Consider the following 18,781-nt stretch of genomic DNA (forward strand, 5'->3'; position numbering starts at 1 on the left):
GTGGGTTTTGTCCTTAATAAGGGCTATTAAAGACATTTCTGGCGAAAAGTCAGCGGTTTTGTCCCTAATAAGGGAATTCTAGAAGATCAAAAGACAATTAGCTATTTTTATAAAGTGAGGATGCTCGTTTTGGAAACATTAATTATCAATTACAATGCACGGGAAAAGCGCTTTGCCTATCTAAAAGACAACCGTGTGGAAAATATCGTCTTTGACCGGCCAGAACATCAATCACTGGTCGGTAATATTTATTATGGGACTGTTTCGAAGGTCCTGCCCGGAATGAATGCTGTGTTCATCGATATTGGTGAGGAGAAAAATGCTTATTTGCACCGCGATCTGCTCCCATCCTATCTGTTATCGACCGAAAAGGGGCGTAACATCAGCTCATTCGCCCATCAAGGTGAAAAGATGCTTGTTCAGGTCGATAAGGATGCTACCGGCACAAAGGGAGCGAGAGTGACGGGGATTATTGAAGTGCAGGGCAGCCACCTCATTTATATGCCGAAGGGGCGCTATGTAGCCGTATCGAAAAAAATTGCTGATGATTCGCAAAAGGCAATGCTCCGTCGGCTGGGTCAACGTTTAAAAACAGAGGAAGAGGGCATCATTTTCCGTACCTCAAGCATTTATTGCGCGGAGGAGGAAATTCACGAGGAACTGCACACCCTAAGACGTCAATATGAAGAGCTAATCCAGACCGCCGCTGCCATAAAAAAGCCGAGATTACTTTTTCAAAAAGATACCTTTCTTGAAATGATCGGAGAGCAAGTGGCGAATATGAAGTCGGGCGAAGTGATCGTCGATGATTTAGCAGTAAAGAAATTGGCTGAGGAGAAAAATGGCGAGGTTAAGCATACGTACTACAATGGAAAAGAGAATATTTTCTCTGCAAACAAAGTGGAGCATGAAATTGATAAGGCCCTGAAACGGATTGTCTGGCTTGATCATGGTGCCTATTTAATTTTTGACGAAACGGAAGCGTTGACGATTGTTGATGTCAATACCGGGAAGTTTTCTGGGAAAAGTGATTATCAGGAAACGGTCTTAAAAACGAATCAGCTTGCTGCCAAAGAAATCGTCCGCCAGCTCCGTCTCCGCGATATAGGCGGGATTGTCCTGATTGATTTTATTGATATGACGCGCGTTCAGGATAAGCAATCAATTGTTGACCTCATCGAAAGGGAGGTAACGAAGGACGAGAAAAGAACGAAAATCATCGGCTTTACGCCCCTCGGCATTCTGCAGCTGACGAGGAAGAAGACAAAGGTCACACTTTCGGAGGCATTACAAGTGAAGTGCCCTGTCTGCGAAGGCACGGGACGAATCCTGAGTGCGGAGACAATTGCGTTTCGGCTTGAGCGGGAGCTGTTAGAGCACCGTCAGTCTGAATTTGATGCTGTACTAGTCGAAACGACCAAAGAGGTCAAAGAGACGCTCCTGGGCCCGAATGAGGCACATCGAGATGGTTTGGAGGATTTACTCCATCTCAAACTATACTTTTCAATCCAATCAGCAGCTAAACCGTATTATCTCCTAAAACAGTTTGGCAATGAAAAGGAGTTAGCACAGAAAGCTGTCGATTTCTATTGACACTTTTGCCTATATTATGTTAGGATTTTAATGTTATGTTTGTAGCACCCGTGCTACAACCGCACAGATCAGGTACTAAGAGTTATGCTTTAAGCATAAGCGCCTGTGTATGGCGAGTCTGAGTTTATAAGGAGGTGCAGTTCATGTACGCAATTATCGAAACTGGCGGTAAACAAGTGAAAGTCGAAGAGGGCCAAGCTATCTACATTGAAAAATTAAATGTTGAAGCTGGTGAAACAGTTACTTTTGACAAAGTTCTTTTCGTTGGCGGTGAAAGTGTAAAAGTAGGAAGCCCTGTTGTTGCAGGCGCTACGGTTACAGCTAAAGTCGAAAAACAAGGTCGTCAAAAGAAAATCACTGTTTTCAAGTACAAATCGAAGAAAAACTACCATAAGAAGCAAGGTCATCGTCAACCTTACACTAAAGTAGTCATCGAAAAAATCAACGCGTAAGGTGTTGGAAAATAGATGATTGAAATTACAATTAATCGTACTGTGTCCGGAATGATTCAGTCTTTCGAAATGAGTGGTCATGCATTATTTGCTGACCGGGGTAAGGATATCATTTGTGCAGGTGTATCGGCTGTTTCCGTTGGGAGCATCAATGCAGTGCACGAATTAACAGGTGTCACCCCTGACATTGAACATCGAGCAGACGGGTTTCTCCGCTGTGTTGTACCGGATCAACTTCCGGAAGACATCTACGAGAAGATTCAGTTGATTCTTGAAGCAATGGTTGTTTCGTTACGAACGATTGAAGAAGAGTATGGAAAGCACATTAAGATTACCTTCAAAAAGCAGGAGGTGGAATAAATGTTATTAAAATTAGATCTTCAGTTGTTTGCATCTAAAAAGGGAGTAGGTTCTACACGGAACGGACGTGACTCTATCTCTAAGCGTCTTGGCGCTAAGCGTGCTGATGGACAATTCGTTTCTGGTGGTTCAATCCTTTACCGTCAACGCGGTACAAAGATTTATCCAGGTGAAAACGTAGGCCGCGGCGGAGACGACACTCTTTTTGCAAAGATTGATGGCGTTGTGAAATTTGAGCGCTTTGGTCGTGACCGTAAAAAAGTGAGCGTTTATCCTGTAGCACAAGAAGCTTAAGGATTACACGAAAACTCTAACCTGTTTGGTTAGAGTTTTCTTTTTGCTAACGAATTTTTCCTTCCATATTACACTTCAGGGAAACGACTTCGAAAAAGCACTCTTTTGCCTCTAATTACATTCATAAGTAAAAAAAGCTTACTCATGGTTATTTTTTTGATATACTATCAGCAAACAGTGTTCCGGCACTTTAATGTGGGAGTGTACGTATGGGGAAAGAATGGGATATCGTTGAAGTGCTGCGGCACTCACGACATGATTGGTTAAATAGGCTGCAATTAATAAAGGGAAACTTGGATTTAAATCGAATGGACCGGGCAAAGGCAGTTATTGATGAGATTGTCATCGAAACGCAGCATGAAACAAAGCTTTCAAATTTAAATATGCCAATGCTGGCCGCGCTGCTGTTGAAATCCAATTGGGAGAACCCTTCCTTTAAACTTGAATATGAGGTGCTTCAGGATTCGGTATCCTTACATATGGATGATGGACTCATGACAAATTGGACCAACTTATTTTTTTCCTGTTTGAATGAGGGGATTGAAGCATTCCAAGAAAATCACTTATCGATAACAATTGAACCGCAATCAACGGGGATTCGTTTCTTTTTTGATTTTAGCGGGATAATAATAAAAAGGGAACTGATTGAAAAATTCCTTGCTGATCAAATTGGACTTATAGATTTAGTTATCAAGGAATTTTCTGAGAGCGAACTCGGATTAGAAGTTTTTATGCCCTTTTTATAATTTTGGTATAAAGATGCGAGTCCTACGTTGTGATATCAGTTGAACTATTAGCGCAAGACTGGAGGAATAAGATGTTTGTCGATCAAACGAAGATTTATGTAAAAGGTGGAGACGGCGGCAATGGTATGGTGGCGTTTCGTCGTGAAAAATATGTTCCAAATGGCGGGCCGGCCGGCGGTGATGGCGGTAAAGGTGCCAATGTTGTTTTTGAAGTAAATGAGGGCTTACGGACGTTAATGGATTTCCGTTATCAGCGTCATTTTAAAGCACCCCGCGGCGAGCATGGCATGGCCAAAAACATGCATGGCGCGAATTCCAAGGATATGATTGTCAAGGTGCCACCCGGAACAGTTGTCATCGATGAGGAAACAAAAGAGGTTATTGCTGATTTAGTTGAGAATGGCCAGCGGGCTGTGATTGCCAAAGGTGGCCGCGGCGGACGGGGAAATTCACGTTTCGCCACGCCAACAAATCCAGCACCTGAGTTATCTGAGAATGGCGAGCCGGGCCAAGAGCGCGACGTTATCCTTGAATTAAAACTGCTAGCCGATGCTGGTCTTGTTGGTTTTCCGAGTGTGGGTAAATCAACACTTTTATCCGTTGTTTCAGCGGCTAAGCCGAAAATCGCTGAGTACCATTTTACCACGATTGTCCCGAATCTTGGCATGGTCGAAACGGAAGATAACAGAAGTTTCGTTATGGCTGACCTTCCAGGTTTGATTGAAGGGGCAAGTGAAGGGGTGGGCCTGGGGCATCAATTCTTACGGCATATTGAACGGACAAGAGTCATTGTCCATGTCATCGATATGGCTGCGACGGATGGCCGTGATCCGTATGAGGATTACCTGACGATTAATCGGGAATTAAACGAGTATAATTTAAGGTTGATGGAGCGTCCACAAGTTATTGTTGCGAATAAAATGGATATGCCTGAAGCTGAGGAAAACTTACAAAAATTCAAAGCTCAACTAAAGGATGATTCTCCGATTTTCCCTATTTCTGCACTAACGAGAAAAGGGTTACGTGATCTATTGTTTGCTGTGGCAGATTTAATTGAGAATACCCCAGAATTCCCACTTGATCATGAAGAAGAGGAAACAACGGGAATTCATCGCGTTCTCTATAAACATGAGGCAGAGCCGCAGGCATTTACAATCACCAGAGAATCAGATGGTTCATTTGTCGTTTCTGGTGAAAAAGTAGATAAGCTATTTAAGATGACGGACTTCTCAAGAGAAGAATCTGTTCGCCGGTTCTCACGGCAGCTTCGCGGTCTTGGGGTGGATGAAGCCCTACGCAAAAAAGGAGCAAAAGACGGGGATATCGTAAAATTATTAGAATTTGAATTTGAGTTTATCGAGTAAGCAGGAAGGGCCCCGAACAGATTGAGGCTGAGTGATGAATATGGATAACGTTGATAAAAAATTCTATTTGGTCCGTGAAGATGTTTTGCCGGAAGCGATGATAAAAACGCTTGAAGCGAAGGAAATGCTTGATAGAGGTAAGGCAGAATCGATTGCAGATGCTGTTCAGAAGGCCGATTTAAGCAGAAGTGCCTTTTATAAGTATCGGGATACCGTTTTTCCCTTTTCAACGATTAAAAAGGAAAAGATTGTCTCACTTTTCTTTCATTTGGAGGACCGTTCCGGCACTCTTTCAAAATTGCTGAGTGTGGTTGCATCTTCGGGGTGTAATGTTGTTACACTGCACCAAACGATTCCGTTGCAAGGGCGGGCGAATGTGACTCTTTCATTAAACACTTCTAACATTACGTCGGAAATTGATGATTTACTTAAAGAGCTAAGAAAGCTTGAATTTGTGGAGAAGGTAGAGGTGCTGGGAACGGGTGCATAGTGAAAACTATGCAGGGCTGTTCTCAGCTTTCTTTTTAAAAGAAGGGGTGGGGAAGTTATGAAAATCGGTTTTTTAGGACCAAAAGCAACATTTACCGAAATAGCGGTCAAAAAGGTTTTTCCGGGATTTGAGCTTGAGCCGTACCGGACGATTCCTGAAAGTATGGATGCGATTGTGGAAAAGGCTGTGGACCTAACAGTGGTTCCTGTTGAAAATGCCCTTGAAGGTTCAGTGAATGTTACCCTTGATTATTTAACACACGTGGTTCAGATTCCAATCATTGGCGAAATCACACTTCCCATTAAGCAGCATTTGATGGTTCATCCTGACAATATGGAAAAATGGCAAGAGGTAAACATTGTATACAGTCACTCGCATGCGATTGCCCAGTGCCATTCGTTTTTACATAATCATTTAAAAGGGGTTTCCATCGAGAGTGTGTCATCGACGGCGGCAGCGGCGAAAATGGTGATGGAACATCCTGAAATAAAGGCAGCTGCAATTGCCAATGAATTGGCGGCTAAAGAGTATGGGCTGGCCATAGTTCAAAAAGATATTCATGATTTCGATTATAACCATACCCGTTTTTTCGTTCTTTCAGAACAGGACCTGGATTTCGAATCGATCAGTGGTTCATCCCATTACAAAACAACGCTGATGGTTACCCTGCCTTCAGACCAAGCCGGAGCTCTCCATCAGGTGTTATCGGCATTTGCCTGGAGAAAATTAAATTTGTCAAAAATTGAATCAAGACCAATGAAAACAGGGATTGGCAATTACTTTTTCATTATTGATTTGGAAATGAAGCTCGACGAGGTGTTGATACCTGGAGCGATTGCCGAGCTCGAGGCATTGGGCTGCGGCGTTAAGGTTTTGGGAAGCTATCCGTCAATTATGGTGGATATGGAATAAGAAAAGAACCCAGACTGGGTTCTTTTTTTATTCCATCAATAATCCTTCTGCCTTCAGGGCCGCTTCCGCTTTATCGAGCGTTTGCTCGTTTGTGGCTGAAATGGTATGCAAGTGAATGCCGCTTGTTAATTCTGATAAGAAGGCAGCTTTTGTGTTTTTAATCTTTTTCATGAATTGTTTCACTTCTTGGCGGTTTGATACCATGATGGAAGCCGTTAAATCCCCGTAAACAGCATGCTCAATTTTTACATCCTTCACTGTTACACCGTGGTCCACAAATAAATTAAGCTCTCTCTCTGCATCTTCAGGCGTATGCCGGCAGGCTACCGTCCTTTCGAATAATGGTACGCCTGAACTTTGTGTTAAATACATATATCCTTGACTCGTCGCAATTATCGGTTCGTTTTTTGCTTTAAGAAGTGTAATATCCCCAACAATGACCTGTCTGCTTACATTCGTTTTTTCAGCTAAATCACTTCCGGTAATTGGATAGCTACTTTTCTTAAGCAATTGCAAAATAAACTTTCTCCGGTCTTCCCCTAATATCTTTTTCTGTTCCATTTTTCAAAAAACGCTCCTCACACTAGGCATAATGACCAATTTTATCATAACGGTTGGGAAAAAAAAACTTTCTTAGCCGGGGAGAGGATAAGGATTTTTCAATATTAAAATTCATATTTTTTGAAAAAAAGCATAAGTTTTTGTGAAGAAGGATAGCACTTTGCCCATTACCACATAGACTATATGGACTTATGCCATAGGAGGGGAAATCAGAGTGAAGATCCATATCGTACAGAAAGGGGATACTCTTTGGAAGATTGCCAAGAAGTACGGCGTGAATTTTGAAGAGCTGAAAAAGATGAATTCACAGCTCAGCAACCCTGATATGATTATGCCCGGTATGAAAGTAAAAGTCCCAACAACAGGTGGAACAGTAAAAAAAGAATCACCTGTGGGGACCCATAAACCAGGTACTACAATCAACTTAGGAGTTAAGAAAGAAATGCCGCTTGCTGAGCACCCGTTTGCCAAAGAGAAACCAGTACCCATGAAGGAAATACCGAAAAAAGAAGTACCAATCAAAGAACAACCAATCATTAAAGAACAACCCATCATAAAAGAACAACCAATTATAAAGGAAGCGCCAAAAACACCTTATACTCCAAAAATGCCTCTGCAAGTAGTCCCGGAAATCGATGTTAACAATTATTACATGACCAACATGACAAATATGACCGTACCGCCGCCTAAACCCGCTAATATACTTCCAGAAGTTAAAGAAGTTCCGAAGAAAGAGATCCCTATTCCGGTTCCACCGCCCGTACAAGAGGTGCCGTGTGAGATGCCGCAGGATTATTGTGTCCCAGTTACACCGGTAATGCCGGGTCCTGGTTTCTGTCCGCCTTTTGGTGGGGGGTTCCCAATGCCGATGCACACAATGCCGCCGATGATGCCGTACGCGCAAATGCAAGGTGCTCCTTATGCACCAAATATGGTACCACCTGGAATGGTGCATGGTAATCCGGGAGCTGCGCCAATCGGGACTGGTGCACCAATGATGCCTGGACAGTACTTTCATGATGAATCATCATCATTTATGCCGCAAATGCCTGTTATGAACCCGGGGTATAATCCAGGAGCAGTGATGGGTGGACAAAACCAATTCCAACAGCAGCCAATGGGAACACCTTACATGGACCCGGCAGCTTACGGTCAAATGCCAGCAGGGTACGGCCAGATGCCAGAAGGTTACGCCCAGCAAATGCCGGCAGGGTACGGTCAGATGCCAGAAGGCTACGGCCAGCAAATGCCAGGAGGGTACGGACAAATGCCAGAAGGCTACGGCCAGCAAATGCCAGCAGGTTACGGCCAGCAAATGCCAGGAGGGTATGGACAAATGCCAGAAGGCTACGGCCAGCAAATGCCAGCGGGTTACGGTCAAATGCCAGGAGGGTATGGCCAGATGCCGGCGGGCTACGGTCAAATGCCAGGAGGGTACGGCCAGATGCCAGAAGGTTACGGTCAGATGCCAGCGGGCTATGGCCAGGTGCCAGGAGGCTACGGCCAAATGCCAGGAGGCTATCCGATGGAAAGCTCAGTCGGATTCCCGACAGCCCAAAATCCGGGTGGATTTGCTCCCGCAGCACCGCCAGGAACCGCGGCCAGAAATCCAGCGATAGGAAATCCGTACGGAATGGGCGCCCCATATGGTCAAATACCATATGGGTACCCGCAAATGAGCGGTCAGGCTTCACAAGGAATGGGCCCATCCATTGCCGCCTTTGAAACAGCAGAAATGGCTGGACCTGCAAATCCACCTCAGGGGTTACCAGTAGGAACGGGTGCTTTAAGTGATTGCGGCTGTGGAGCAGCACCGGCAGAAATGCCGCAATTTGTTCCGCCTACACCGCCGATTTACAGTGCACCATATACAGGACCTGTTAATGTGGCGCAGCCGCCTTATATGAACCCATATGGTATGGATCCGACTGGGTCGAATCCGTACGGTATGCCAGGTTACCGTGATGAAAGCAATTAATAGATCAGTGAACAAAAACGGAGACGATGATTATTTTGATCGTCTCCTCTCTTATTTTCAGTCACAATTTTATGAAAGAATCATTGGGTTGATTCCAATTCGTAAGAGCGTATTTTTGCTAAAAACGAAGAAAAATACTTATATCATTAAAGGGTATCGTACGAACAGCAGGCTTAGACTTCAAGAAGCCTTTACAACCACACTTAGAAGAGAAGGATTTACCAAGGCTTATTTATTCTTAGCTCCTCCAGTGAAAGAGCAACTTTTTTTTGAAGGGACTTACTTTGGCTGTATCGAGTACATTGCTCCCAATAAAATCGATTTTTCGTTTCATTCTCAAAAAAACCGCCTGGATGGAACGGAGTTGTTAAACCAATTCCATAACACAACAGCATCATTTGCCGCCCGGTATCGAACCTTACTCCCAAATGGCCGCCTCATTGAAAAATGGACGGAGCGCCTTCATGTTTTTTCAACTAATATTCCCTTTCTCGGCTATTTTATCAACGAACCGTTCATCTCGGAAATCGTGTCCTGGGCAAAATGGTCGCTTGCAGGTATGGAAAAACACCAAGCCTTTTTTAAAAAGGAACCCGTTGTCATCCTTCACGGCGATGTTGCTCATCACAATTTTTTAAGGGATACTTTGGGGCAGTTACATTTAATTGATTTTGATTTAATCAGTATTGGACCTGCTTCAATGGATTATTTACAATATGCAAATCGGATTCTTCCCTTTATCGACTGGTCATTTGAAAGGCTGGCGAGCCATAAACATATTAAGAAATATTTACATGAAAGGGCTTTTTTATTTGCCTTAGCTTATCCGGCCGATATTTTTCGGGAATGGAACCGAATGATCCGCGAAAAATCGTACAATGATCCGGTGAAATATAAGCAGGTGATGGATTTAACGATTGGCCAGTTTTATGCCAGAAAAAAATTTATCGACCATTTAAAGGATTTATTGGACTGAATGAAATCCTCCGGAAAATAACACCCTAGTAAAGAGCATGTCATGATGCTCAGGATGTTAATTAAGGGGGTTTTTCGCTTGAACAAGAAACAGTGGATGATTCCTCTTTCAGCCGTAATGATGATTGGACTAGCGGGATGTACAAGTGATACTAATCGTACGGGTGTTAGTGAAAAAAACAACAACAATCCGCTGAGGCCGGTTGGATATTACTCCAACGAAAACCACCCAACCAATGATAATGAGCTGCTTAGAGATAATGATGGAGCGCTAACAGAAATAATGGATCATACGCTCGGGGACGAGGATAATGTAACAAATGAACAAAATAGAAGGCAGATGCAAACAAGGGATGAAAATGGCAATCCCAAGAATCCTACGACACCGTTAGCATCGAAAGACCGAAATTTTTTCCAACGGGATAATCGTTTTAGTACAAGTGATATGAACTATCACGGCCATCTCAATAAACAAATTGGAAAAACAGGTATTTCTACGGACCCTAAGTTCCAGGATAATTTCTCCAATAAAATCAGGAGTAAAGTGGCAAAGATAAATAATGTACAGGATGTAAGGTCCGTTGCCTACGGAAATACGGTGATTGTTTCGGTGAATTTAGCTGATAATAGCAAAGCCGCCGCCACAAAACAAGCAATCAGAAATGTGGTTAAGCCTTATGCGGACGGAAGAACGATAACTGTCCTCACGGATGAGGGCACCATCGGCCGCGACCGTAACATCAGAAATGATACCCAGCGCAACAAGGGCGGGAGCTAAATTCCTTTTGAAAAAGAGCAAAGCTTTTCGGGCTTTGTTCTTTTTTCGTACGCAAGGATAAAAAGGCAAAATAAGGCTAAACTAGTACTGCAAAGATTGTTCAATTTTTAACAATAAGAGGTGAGTAGCATGAGGTATCATTGGATAGCAATAGGTCGGTACAGTTTTGCCGTATTCGCTGTTCTGCTCTTCATGTTTACCGGCGTGGCCCCGGAAATGATGAAATCTGGCTCTGCTGCACAACCGGATAGCCATCAAACACAAGCAAAGAAGGAACCGCGCTACTTGACGGTAGTTTTAGAAAAATACTATTTGGATGGAGAAATAAGTCAGGAAGTAGTCCAAGAGAAATGCTGGTCAATGGAGAATTTCTGGGCTAAGTACGACCAATGGCAGCTTATTGACAGCGATGAATCGACAATGGTCTTTAGGAAACAAGTTAACGATATATCACCATTGCTGAAGGCAAATGGCTTTTTTGGGATAAGTGATAATGGTGTTTTGACTATTTTTAATGGCAGGCCCGGCCAATCCCGAATCATTCAATCTTTTTTTCAATTAGATATTATGAAGCTGGAAAGCAAAAAGCAAGAAGAGTTGATTCAAGGCATCCCCATTAAATCAAAAGATCATTATGTAGAGGTTTTAGAAACTTTTAAGCCTTATTCGATAAAAAAAGAATAGAAACTACTGCGAATCAGACTGACTTTTTATTTCAGCCTGATTTTTTTTGCTATTTTCTCGTTCTAACCACTTTTTTTCTGTCTAGCATAGGTTTATCGGCGAATTTACATGATTTATCGGCGAATTTAAGTAATTTATCAGCGAATTCACATGATTTATCAGCGAATCAGCAAAACAGAATAATTCGACATTTTACCAAGGAACGATTTTCTTCAATTCCCCTGTTTATTTATGTTAAAATGGTAGACAGCATGAATTTCACTGTAGTGGGTTCAATCTAGGGGAGAGAATACGATTGTATGAATTTATAAAAGGAACCGTCGAGTTTGTCGGTCCAGAATATATTGTCATTGAGAACAATGGGATTGGCTATCAAATCGCTACGCCAAATCCGTTTATTTATGCGGGGAAAATCGAAACAATGATAACTGTTTATACCTATCATTATGTTCGCGAAGATTTAATAGCCCTTTACGGCTTTGAAACAAGAGAAGAAAAAAAGCTTTTTACTAAATTATTAAATGTTTCGGGAATCGGGCCTAAAGGGGCGCTGGCCATCCTTGCTTCCGGCGAGGTCCAGCAGGTGGTAGCCGCGATTGAAAACGAAGATGAGAGCTTTCTAGTTAAATTCCCGGGTGTCGGCAAAAAAACCGCCCGGCAAATGATTCTTGACTTAAAGGGAAAATTGCAGGATATCGTCCCAGATTATTTCCCGAATTTATTTAATGCCGATCAACTTTCATTAAATACGCAAGGAAGTAATACAGCCTTTGATGAGGCGGTTTTAGCATTGAAAGCGCTGGGGTATTCTGAAAAGGAAATTAAAAAGATTTCACCTGAGTTAAGAAAAGAACAGCTGTCAACAGACCAATACATTAAAAATGCACTAAAGCGGCTTTTAAAATAGGTGGTGATGATGCATGGAAGAGCGGATAATTTCTAGTGAAGTGACCGAGAGCGAGATTAGCTTGGAACAAAGCCTCAGGCCGCAAACCTTAAAGCAATACATTGGACAGGATCAGGTTAAGGATAATTTAGAAATTTTTATAAAGGCAGCAAGACTTCGCAAGGAAACGTTAGACCATGTACTCCTTTACGGCCCGCCGGGATTGGGGAAGACGACACTAGCGGTGATTATCGCGAATGAAATGGGTGTGAACATCCGCACCACTTCAGGACCGGCAATTGAAAGGCCTGGCGATTTAGCGGCGATTCTAACCGCACTTGAGCCAGGAGACGTTTTATTTATTGATGAAATTCACCGCCTGCAACGGACAATTGAAGAAGTGCTCTATCCGGCGATGGAGGATTTCTGCCTTGATATCGTGATTGGCAAAGGCCCAAGTGCAAGATCTGTCCGCCTCGACCTGCCGCCATTTACGCTTGTTGGAGCGACAACAAGGGCAGGCTCCTTGTCCGCTCCGTTACGGGATCGATTTGGAGTTTTAAGCCGTCTCGAGTATTATAAGGAAGATCAATTAAAAAATATTGTACTCAGAACCGCAGAATTGTTCGCTACTGAAATCGATGACCTTTCAGCAGCCGAAATCGCTAGGAGAGCAAGGGGAACTCCAAGGATCGCCAATCGTCTCCTCCGCCGGGTGAGAGATTTTGCCCAAGTACGGGGAAATGGTACAATTGACAGTAAGATTGCGAACGAAGCGCTGGAACTCCTGCAGGTGGACCGGCTGGGCCTTGACCATATTGACCATAAATTGCTTAAAGGTATCATTGAAAGGTTTAGGGGCGGCCCTGTTGGCCTAGATACGATTGCCGCATCGATTGGTGAAGAGGCGGAAACAATTGAAGATGTGTATGAACCATATTTACTGCAGATTGGATTTTTGCAAAGAACCCCAAGGGGCAGGGTGGCAACCGCAGCGGTTTACCACCATTTCGGCATGCAGATGCCTGCCCAGTGATTGGGTGATATTAATCAAGGATTAGGGTGTAACTATATGAAGGTAGATTTATTTGATTTTCATTTGCCTGAGGAATTAATTGCGCAAGTTCCGCTTAAAAACCGGACAGACAGCAGATTAATGATCTTGGATAAACACACAGGCGAAATAAAGCATGAGGTATTTAAAAATATTAGCGAATATTTGCGTGAAGGGGATTGCCTTGTCTTAAATGATACAAAGGTACTTCCTGCACGCCTTTTTGGTGTCAAAAAAGATACAGGTGCCAAAATTGAGGTCCTTTTGTTAAAACAGCTTGAAGGGGATCAGTGGGAGACGTTGATTAAGCCTGCTAAGCGTGTGAAAGAAGGAACGGAAATTGACTTCGGGAATGGACTGTTAACAGCCGTTTGTACAGGAACCTCTGACCACGGTGGCAGGGTCTTGGATTTTAAATATGATGGTATTTTTTACGAGGTGCTCGACCAATTAGGTGAAATGCCGCTCCCGCCATACATAAAAGAGCAGCTTGATGACCGGGATAGATATCAAACGGTGTTTGCCCGTGAACCGGGTTCTGCGGCAGCACCGACAGCAGGTCTTCATTTTACGGAAGGCTTATTAACGGAAATTAAAGAAAAGGGTGTTCATATTGCGTTTATTACCCTTCATGTCGGGCTCGGGACCTTTAGACCTGTCAGTGTCGACGATGTTCTAGCGCACGATATGCACTCGGAATTTTATATGGTAACAGAAGGAACGGCACGGCTTCTCAATGAAGTCAGGAGTAATGGCGGCAGAATCATTACCGTTGGGACTACCTCAACCCGGACGTTGGAGACGATCGCCTCTGCCAATGATGGCCAATTTATTGAAGGCAGCGGCTGGACAAGTATCTTTATTTATCCAGGCTATTCGTTTAAGGCAATCGATGGAATGATTACGAACTTTCATTTGCCGAAATCAACGCTAATCATGCTTGTCAGTGCGTTAGCGGGAAGAGAAAATGTTTTGCAAGCCTATCAAACAGCTGTTTCTGAGCGGTATCGTTTTTTCAGCTTTGGTGATGCGATGCTTATCATCTAATGGTAAAGGGGTGGAGCGCCGCAAAAATGATCATTATAGACAAAATTTGATGGAAGAATTACATTCTTCACGATGAAAAAGTCTAAGCTTTGCTCTGCTCACACCGCCTTTATTAGGTTACTACGGCTTGTTCACTGAATTTAGATGGAGGCCTGAAAAGTCATCTAGGTTTTACAATAGGAAGGAGACAAAAATTTGACTGCTATTCGCTATGAATTAATCAAAACATGTAAACAAACGGGGGCCCGGCTCGGCAGAGTCCATACGCCGCATGGCTCGTTTGATACACCGGCATTTATGCCGGTGGGAACGTTGGCAACCGTGAAAACCATGTCCCCCGAAGATTTAAAGGAAATGGGTGCCGGGATCATTTTAAGCAACACCTATCATTTATGGCTTCGTCCGGGCCAGGAGATCATTAAGGAAGCAGGCGGCCTGCATAAGTTTATGAACTGGGACAGGGCAATCTTAACGGACTCTGGTGGTTTTCAGGTGTTCAGTTTAAGTAAATTCCGTAAAATTGAAGAAGAAGGCGTCCATTTTCGCAACCATATGAGCGGTGAAAAATTATTTTTATCACCGGAAAAAGCGATGGAAATCCAAAATATTCTTGGATCTGACATTATGATGGCCTTTGATGAGTGCCCGCCATACCCGGCAAGCTACGAATACATGCAAAAGTCTGTGGAGCGCACCTCTAGATGGGCTGAGCGCTGTTTGCAAGCACACAGCCGTCCCACAGACCAAGGTTTATTCGGCATCGTCCAAGGGGGAGAATATGAGGAGCTCCGCAAGCAAAGTGCAAGAGACCTTGTTTCATTAGACTTCCCTGGTTATGCCGTCGGCGGATTATCTGTTGGCGAGCCAAAAGACATCATGAACCGCATGCTTGAATACACGACACCACTTTTACCGGCAAATAAACCAAGGTACTTAATGGGTGTTGGTTCACCGGATTCCTTAATTGACGGCTCGATACGCGGCATTGATATGTTTGACTGTGTTTTGCCAACGAGAATTGCAAGAAATGGTACTTTGATGACAAGTACGGGCCGACTGGTTGTCAAAAATGCGCAATATGCGAAAGATTTTGGGCCGCTCGATGAAAATTGCGATTGCTATACATGCCGAAACTATAGCAGGGCCTACATTCGTCACTTAATTAAATGTGATGAAACATTCGGAATTCGTTTAACGTCTTATCATAATCTCTATTTTCTGTTAAGATTAATGGAGCAAGTCAGACAAGCCATCATGGAAGACCGGCTTGGTGATTTCCGCGAAGAATTTTTTGAACGTTATGGTTTTAATAAGCCGAACGCGCGAAATTTCTAATAGATAATTTTTGAAAGGAGGGAAACAAGATGTCTGGAGGAATTGGTACAATTTTACCATTAATATTAATGTTTGTATTATTTTATTTCCTATTAATTCGCCCGCAGCAAAAGCGCCAAAAAGCTGTTAGGCAAATGCAAAGCGATTTAAAGAAGGGTGATAAAGTTGTCACGATTGGCGGGCTGCATGGTTTTGTAGACTCGATTGATGATAGCAACGTCGTTATTAAATGTGGAGACGGTAGCCGTCTAACATTTGACCGCAATGCAATCCGCGAAGTAACAGCCGCTGGTGAAGGAAGCGTAAGCCTTTCAAAATAATTGCAAACAAAAGGGAAGCCCTAGGGCTTCCCTTTTGTTTATACGGATCTTCTTGAGTTGTTTGTTGAAATATTCACCCCTAATATTCCACCCATCATGGCAATTAAGGTATAGCAGGTGTGATAGATTACTTGTTCAACGTTAAAGAGGCGATCATAGCCTAAGTATTGAAACAAAAAGACGGCAAGCGAATAAATTAGCCCTGTTAAGCCACCGATAAGCCAGCCATTTTCTTTGTGCTTTCCGCCGGATAGAAAACCGCCTCCAAACAGCCCGATGAATGATAATGCCGTAATGATGTATTGAAGTGATACTTCCTTAGCGGACGTAAATCTGAGTATAAAGGCAAAAATAAGGCTGCTTAACACGGCGAAAACCAGGATAAAAATTAATCCATACAAAATTGAAGTACCCAAGCTTTTCGATTCGATTTTAATCTCCCCCTCCCGTTACCTTCAGGCTGACATCCATATTCTTATTTTTTTGATGGTCAAACCTTCATAACAGTTTCTTTCCTAGTACAAGCGTATTCATGAAACGCTAAAAATAGAATGAAAACTTCTACCCAATTCATAATAAGAATGATGAATGGTATTTAATTCCACTAATCTTTTTGCACGATATGGCAGACAATATATTTGAATGTAAAAAAGGGGCGACAGTTGTGGAAGAATATCTAACGATTGTGTTTCGAACACTATTTTTATATACGCTTATCCTAGTCATTTTTCGAATCATGGGGAAAAGGGAAATCGGCGAATTAAGCATTCTTGACCTGGTGGTCTTTATCATGATTGGTGAATTGGCGGTTGTGGCCATTGAAACAAATCATTCTCCTTTATTCCATACGGTCCTTCCGATGGTGTTATTAATGCTGATTCAAATCACGCTCGCTTTACTATCATTAAAAAGCAAAAAGTTTCGAAACCTTATTGACGGGAAGCCCAGCATTATTATTAATAGGGGGAAAATAGATGAATCGGCGATGCGGAAGCAGCGGTACAATTTTGATGATTTAATGACCCAGCTTCGGGAAAAGAACATTCGCAGTATTGCAGACGTGGAGTTTGCCATTTTAGAATCATCTGGAAGCCTATCGGTCATTGAGAAATTGAAAAATAGCAAGGAAGAACCACAGCAGGGTGATATTACCATCCCGTTAATACTCGATGGTTCCATAGAAGAAGAAAATTTAAAAAGTATTAATAAAACAAATTTATGGCTTCGACAGGAATTGAAAAAAAAAGGCTACCGCGATGTTAAACAGATTTCTTTTTGCAGTTATGAAAATGGAAAATTCTTCATTGACTTGCAGGATGAATAAAAAAAGACACAACTGTGTCTTTTTTTTAGGCAAAAAACTTTCCAAGCCACGGAATGCGTTTTATCTCGTCCTTCTTAATTAGTCCAAATAAAAATAACATCACTAGGTACGAGATCGACATGGCTGTAACAACGGTTAAGACTCTAATTGTTAGCGGTTCTTTCAGAAGGATGTTTTCAAAAAACCAATAGCCGGCCCATCCCGAGATACCCATGATAAGAAATCCTTTCAAGTAATCGCGAATATAAAAGGAAAAAGCAATTTTTTTCAGGACTGTTGCAAAATGAAGAATGGTTACAATTACAAACCCAACGATGATTCCCAGTGCTGCCCCGGTAATTCCGAATGAAGCTTGTGAGGCAAGTAGAAAGATTAAAGCCGTTTTGACGACCGCGCCAATTAAACTATTAATCATTGCTGCTCTGGCAAGATTTAAGGCCTGTAATACCGCTTGCAATGGACCCTGATAATAATAAAACAAAAAACATGGAGCCATCAGGCGAATAAAATAGGATCCCTTTGTGGAGCCATACATAAGCTCCATGAGTGGATCAGCCAAAACATAGAGGATAATAACAGCAAGTCCGCCTGTTAAAAAAGTAAGCCGCAATGCCTGCTGGAGCCGGTATTCGATTAATTTATGATTATTCTTTGAATTGGCCTCACTGATAGCTGGGACCAGAGAGGTTGCTAAAGAAAATGTAACAAAAGACGGCAGCATTAGCAACGGCATGGCATAGCCTGTCAGCAGCCCATACTGCTTTGTTGCGCTGCCCGCAACAATCCCTGCAAGAGCGAGGCTGTGTGCAACAACAATGGGTTCAAAAAACCAAGAAACAGAACCAATCATTCTGCTTCCCATCGTAGGCAGTGCAATCTCCATTAATTCCTTGAAGGTCCTTTTTCCTTTATGAACGAATTGAAAGAAATCTTTTCTAAGCCTAAAGCGTTTTTTTAATTTAAAGGTTGTTAATAGATACACGAGTGAGAGTAATTCACCCAAAACCGAGGCGGCCATTGCAGCTGCGGCAGCATATTCAACCCCATAGGGAAGAAATGTTTTTGTCGCTGTTGCGATTAAAGTTATTCTCACAAACTGTTCTAAAATTTGCGAGATTGCGGATGGGCGCATATTTTGCCGCCCTTGGAAATAGCCCCTTAAAACGGCGGAAATCGCAATAATCGGAACGGCCGGTGCAATCGCAATTAAAGGAAAAAACGTCCTATGGTCGGTAAAGAGTGTAGTTGACAGGATTGGTGCAAGGAAGATGAGTGCCGGCGTTATGATAAACGATAAGCCTATCGTTGTTGCTAGGGAAACGACTAGGATTTTTTTTATTTCAGCATAATTGCCCCTAGCTTCCGCCTCAGCGATATTTTTAGAGATGGCCACCGGAAGTCCAAGCTGAGTAATCGTTACCACCAGAATAAACGTAGGATATGCCATCATATATAAACCGACGCCTTCTTCACCTATGCTTCTTGCTAGGACAATTCGATAAATAAAACCAAGGACCCTTGTAATCAACCCGGCAATTAATAAAATAAAAGTCCCCTTTAAAAACTTCGACATCTAGGTTCCCACCTTCTCAAATCAGGAGAATTCATATACAATTAACTATATGCCT

At 42.8% G+C, this 18,781-nt stretch carries 21 protein-coding genes and 1 other annotated feature; of the genes, 18 read left to right on the plus strand and 3 right to left on the minus strand.

Translation table 11 applies throughout. The features are described 5' to 3' along the window. The first annotated feature begins 129 nt into the window (after positions 1–129). The 8 genes from BSO02S_RS05810 (at position 130) to pheA (ending at position 6,211) form a co-directional block, all read left to right on the plus strand. Complete coding sequence (locus BSO02S_RS05810; RefSeq protein WP_084374912.1) at positions 130–1,593, plus strand: Rne/Rng family ribonuclease; 1,464 nt, start codon at positions 130–132, stop codon at positions 1,591–1,593. A 47-nt stretch (positions 1,594–1,640) separates the two neighbouring features. Continuing rightward, positions 1,641–1,723: a sequence feature (ribosomal protein L21 leader region), on the plus strand. A gap of 13 nt (positions 1,724–1,736) precedes the next feature. Then, positions 1,737–2,045, plus strand: coding sequence for a 50S ribosomal protein L21 (gene rplU / locus BSO02S_RS05815; protein ID WP_066063827.1), 309 nt, complete (start codon positions 1,737–1,739; stop codon positions 2,043–2,045). Between the two features lie 15 nt (positions 2,046–2,060). Next, positions 2,061–2,405 (plus strand): ribosomal-processing cysteine protease Prp, encoded by a 345-nt coding sequence (locus BSO02S_RS05820; RefSeq protein WP_066063828.1) that lies wholly within the window; start codon positions 2,061–2,063, stop codon positions 2,403–2,405. Then, positions 2,406–2,699, plus strand: a complete 294-nt coding sequence (gene rpmA / locus BSO02S_RS05825; RefSeq protein WP_066063832.1) for a 50S ribosomal protein L27 — start codon at positions 2,406–2,408, stop codon at positions 2,697–2,699. Between the two features lie 209 nt (positions 2,700–2,908). After that, positions 2,909–3,445 (plus strand): Spo0B C-terminal domain-containing protein, encoded by a 537-nt coding sequence (locus BSO02S_RS05830; RefSeq protein WP_066063835.1) that lies wholly within the window; start codon positions 2,909–2,911, stop codon positions 3,443–3,445. A gap of 71 nt (positions 3,446–3,516) precedes the next feature. Next, positions 3,517–4,809, plus strand: a complete 1,293-nt coding sequence (gene obgE / locus BSO02S_RS05835) for a GTPase ObgE (RefSeq protein WP_066063838.1) — start codon at positions 3,517–3,519, stop codon at positions 4,807–4,809. Between the two features lie 34 nt (positions 4,810–4,843). Beyond that, on the plus strand, positions 4,844–5,299 hold the full coding sequence (gene thrR / locus BSO02S_RS05840) for a transcriptional regulator ThrR (protein WP_066063841.1): 456 nt from the start codon (positions 4,844–4,846) through the stop codon (positions 5,297–5,299). A gap of 57 nt (positions 5,300–5,356) precedes the next feature. Continuing rightward, the gene (gene pheA / locus BSO02S_RS05845; RefSeq protein WP_066063844.1) at positions 5,357–6,211 is read left to right on the plus strand and encodes a prephenate dehydratase; all 855 of its coding nucleotides are present in this window, start codon (positions 5,357–5,359) and stop codon (positions 6,209–6,211) included. Between the two features lie 27 nt (positions 6,212–6,238). On the opposite strand, the gene BSO02S_RS05850 is transcribed toward pheA, so the two are convergent. Continuing rightward, on the minus strand, positions 6,239–6,772 hold the full coding sequence (locus BSO02S_RS05850; RefSeq protein ID WP_066063849.1) for a transcription repressor NadR: 534 nt from the start codon (positions 6,770–6,772) through the stop codon (positions 6,239–6,241). Positions 6,773–6,986: 214 nt separating this feature from the next. Here BSO02S_RS05850 and safA point away from each other — a divergent pair, with 214 nt between their 5' ends. The 9 genes from safA (at position 6,987) to yajC (ending at position 15,829) form a co-directional block, all read left to right on the plus strand. After that, positions 6,987–8,750: a SafA/ExsA family spore coat assembly protein gene (safA, locus tag BSO02S_RS28375; RefSeq protein WP_066063852.1), complete on the plus strand. Its 1,764-nt coding sequence runs from the start codon at positions 6,987–6,989 to the stop codon at positions 8,748–8,750. Further along, positions 8,737–9,726 (plus strand): phosphotransferase, encoded by a 990-nt coding sequence (locus BSO02S_RS05860; RefSeq protein ID WP_066063854.1) that lies wholly within the window; start codon positions 8,737–8,739, stop codon positions 9,724–9,726. Before safA ends, BSO02S_RS05860 begins: the two co-directional genes overlap by 14 nt. A gap of 78 nt (positions 9,727–9,804) precedes the next feature. Then, positions 9,805–10,503 carry a YhcN/YlaJ family sporulation lipoprotein gene (locus BSO02S_RS05865; RefSeq protein ID WP_066063857.1) on the plus strand — a complete coding sequence of 233 codons (699 nt, stop codon included), beginning with the start codon at positions 9,805–9,807 and terminating at the stop codon, positions 10,501–10,503. Between the two features lie 129 nt (positions 10,504–10,632). Further along, entirely contained in the window at positions 10,633–11,187 is a 555-nt protein-coding gene (locus BSO02S_RS05870) for an intercompartmental signaling factor BofC (protein ID WP_066063860.1), read from the plus strand. Positions 11,188–11,482: 295 nt separating this feature from the next. Then, positions 11,483–12,094 (plus strand): Holliday junction branch migration protein RuvA, encoded by a 612-nt coding sequence (gene ruvA, locus BSO02S_RS05875; protein ID WP_066063863.1) that lies wholly within the window; start codon positions 11,483–11,485, stop codon positions 12,092–12,094. A gap of 13 nt (positions 12,095–12,107) precedes the next feature. Next, positions 12,108–13,109, plus strand: coding sequence for a Holliday junction branch migration DNA helicase RuvB (ruvB, locus tag BSO02S_RS05880; protein ID WP_066063866.1), 1,002 nt, complete (start codon positions 12,108–12,110; stop codon positions 13,107–13,109). Positions 13,110–13,145: 36 nt separating this feature from the next. After that, a complete protein-coding gene (queA, locus tag BSO02S_RS05885) occupies positions 13,146–14,174 on the plus strand; it encodes a tRNA preQ1(34) S-adenosylmethionine ribosyltransferase-isomerase QueA (protein ID WP_066063869.1) in 1,029 nt (342 codons plus the stop codon). 195 nt (positions 14,175–14,369) lie between these two features. Continuing rightward, positions 14,370–15,509, plus strand: a complete 1,140-nt coding sequence (gene tgt / locus BSO02S_RS05890) for a tRNA guanosine(34) transglycosylase Tgt (protein WP_066063871.1) — start codon at positions 14,370–14,372, stop codon at positions 15,507–15,509. 29 nt (positions 15,510–15,538) lie between these two features. Next, positions 15,539–15,829, plus strand: coding sequence for a preprotein translocase subunit YajC (gene yajC / locus BSO02S_RS05895; RefSeq protein ID WP_066063876.1), 291 nt, complete (start codon positions 15,539–15,541; stop codon positions 15,827–15,829). 38 nt (positions 15,830–15,867) lie between these two features. On the opposite strand, the gene BSO02S_RS05900 is transcribed toward yajC, so the two are convergent. Next, positions 15,868–16,230, minus strand: a complete 363-nt coding sequence (locus BSO02S_RS05900; RefSeq protein WP_084374919.1) for a TIGR04086 family membrane protein — start codon at positions 16,228–16,230, stop codon at positions 15,868–15,870. A gap of 263 nt (positions 16,231–16,493) precedes the next feature. Here BSO02S_RS05900 and BSO02S_RS05905 point away from each other — a divergent pair, with 263 nt between their 5' ends. Next, a complete protein-coding gene (locus tag BSO02S_RS05905; RefSeq protein ID WP_066063880.1) occupies positions 16,494–17,153 on the plus strand; it encodes a DUF421 domain-containing protein in 660 nt (219 codons plus the stop codon). A gap of 25 nt (positions 17,154–17,178) precedes the next feature. Here BSO02S_RS05905 and spoVB read toward each other — a convergent pair whose 3' ends face one another. After that, a complete protein-coding gene (spoVB, locus tag BSO02S_RS05910; protein ID WP_066063883.1) occupies positions 17,179–18,726 on the minus strand; it encodes a stage V sporulation protein B in 1,548 nt (515 codons plus the stop codon). Positions 18,727–18,781 lie beyond the last annotated feature (55 nt).

It is taken from the genome of Neobacillus soli NBRC 102451, from assembly GCF_001591665.1.
Lineage (GTDB): Bacteria > Bacillota > Bacilli > Bacillales > Cytobacillaceae > Neobacillus > Neobacillus soli.

Bases quoted from the DNA above. Each gene is read 5' to 3' on its own strand.
- rplU (WP_066063827.1), top strand. From the start codon at position 1,737: ATGTACGCAATTATCGAAACTGGCGGTAAACAAGTGAAAGTCGAAGAG.
- BSO02S_RS05820 (WP_066063828.1), top strand. From the start codon at position 2,061: ATGATTGAAATTACAATTAATCGTACTGTGTCCGGAATGATTCAGTCT.
- rpmA (WP_066063832.1), top strand. From the start codon at position 2,406: ATGTTATTAAAATTAGATCTTCAGTTGTTTGCATCTAAAAAGGGAGTA.
- BSO02S_RS05830 (WP_066063835.1), top strand. From the start codon at position 2,909: ATGGGGAAAGAATGGGATATCGTTGAAGTGCTGCGGCACTCACGACAT.
- obgE (WP_066063838.1), top strand. From the start codon at position 3,517: ATGTTTGTCGATCAAACGAAGATTTATGTAAAAGGTGGAGACGGCGGC.
- thrR (WP_066063841.1), top strand. From the start codon at position 4,844: ATGAATATGGATAACGTTGATAAAAAATTCTATTTGGTCCGTGAAGAT.
- pheA (WP_066063844.1), top strand. From the start codon at position 5,357: ATGAAAATCGGTTTTTTAGGACCAAAAGCAACATTTACCGAAATAGCG.
- BSO02S_RS05850 (WP_066063849.1), bottom strand. From the start codon at position 6,772: ATGGAACAGAAAAAGATATTAGGGGAAGACCGGAGAAAGTTTATTTTG.
- BSO02S_RS05860 (WP_066063854.1), top strand. From the start codon at position 8,737: ATGAAAGCAATTAATAGATCAGTGAACAAAAACGGAGACGATGATTAT.
- BSO02S_RS05870 (WP_066063860.1), top strand. From the start codon at position 10,633: ATGAGGTATCATTGGATAGCAATAGGTCGGTACAGTTTTGCCGTATTC.
- ruvB (WP_066063866.1), top strand. From the start codon at position 12,108: ATGGAAGAGCGGATAATTTCTAGTGAAGTGACCGAGAGCGAGATTAGC.
- queA (WP_066063869.1), top strand. From the start codon at position 13,146: ATGAAGGTAGATTTATTTGATTTTCATTTGCCTGAGGAATTAATTGCG.
- yajC (WP_066063876.1), top strand. From the start codon at position 15,539: ATGTCTGGAGGAATTGGTACAATTTTACCATTAATATTAATGTTTGTA.
- spoVB (WP_066063883.1), bottom strand. From the start codon at position 18,726: ATGTCGAAGTTTTTAAAGGGGACTTTTATTTTATTAATTGCCGGGTTG.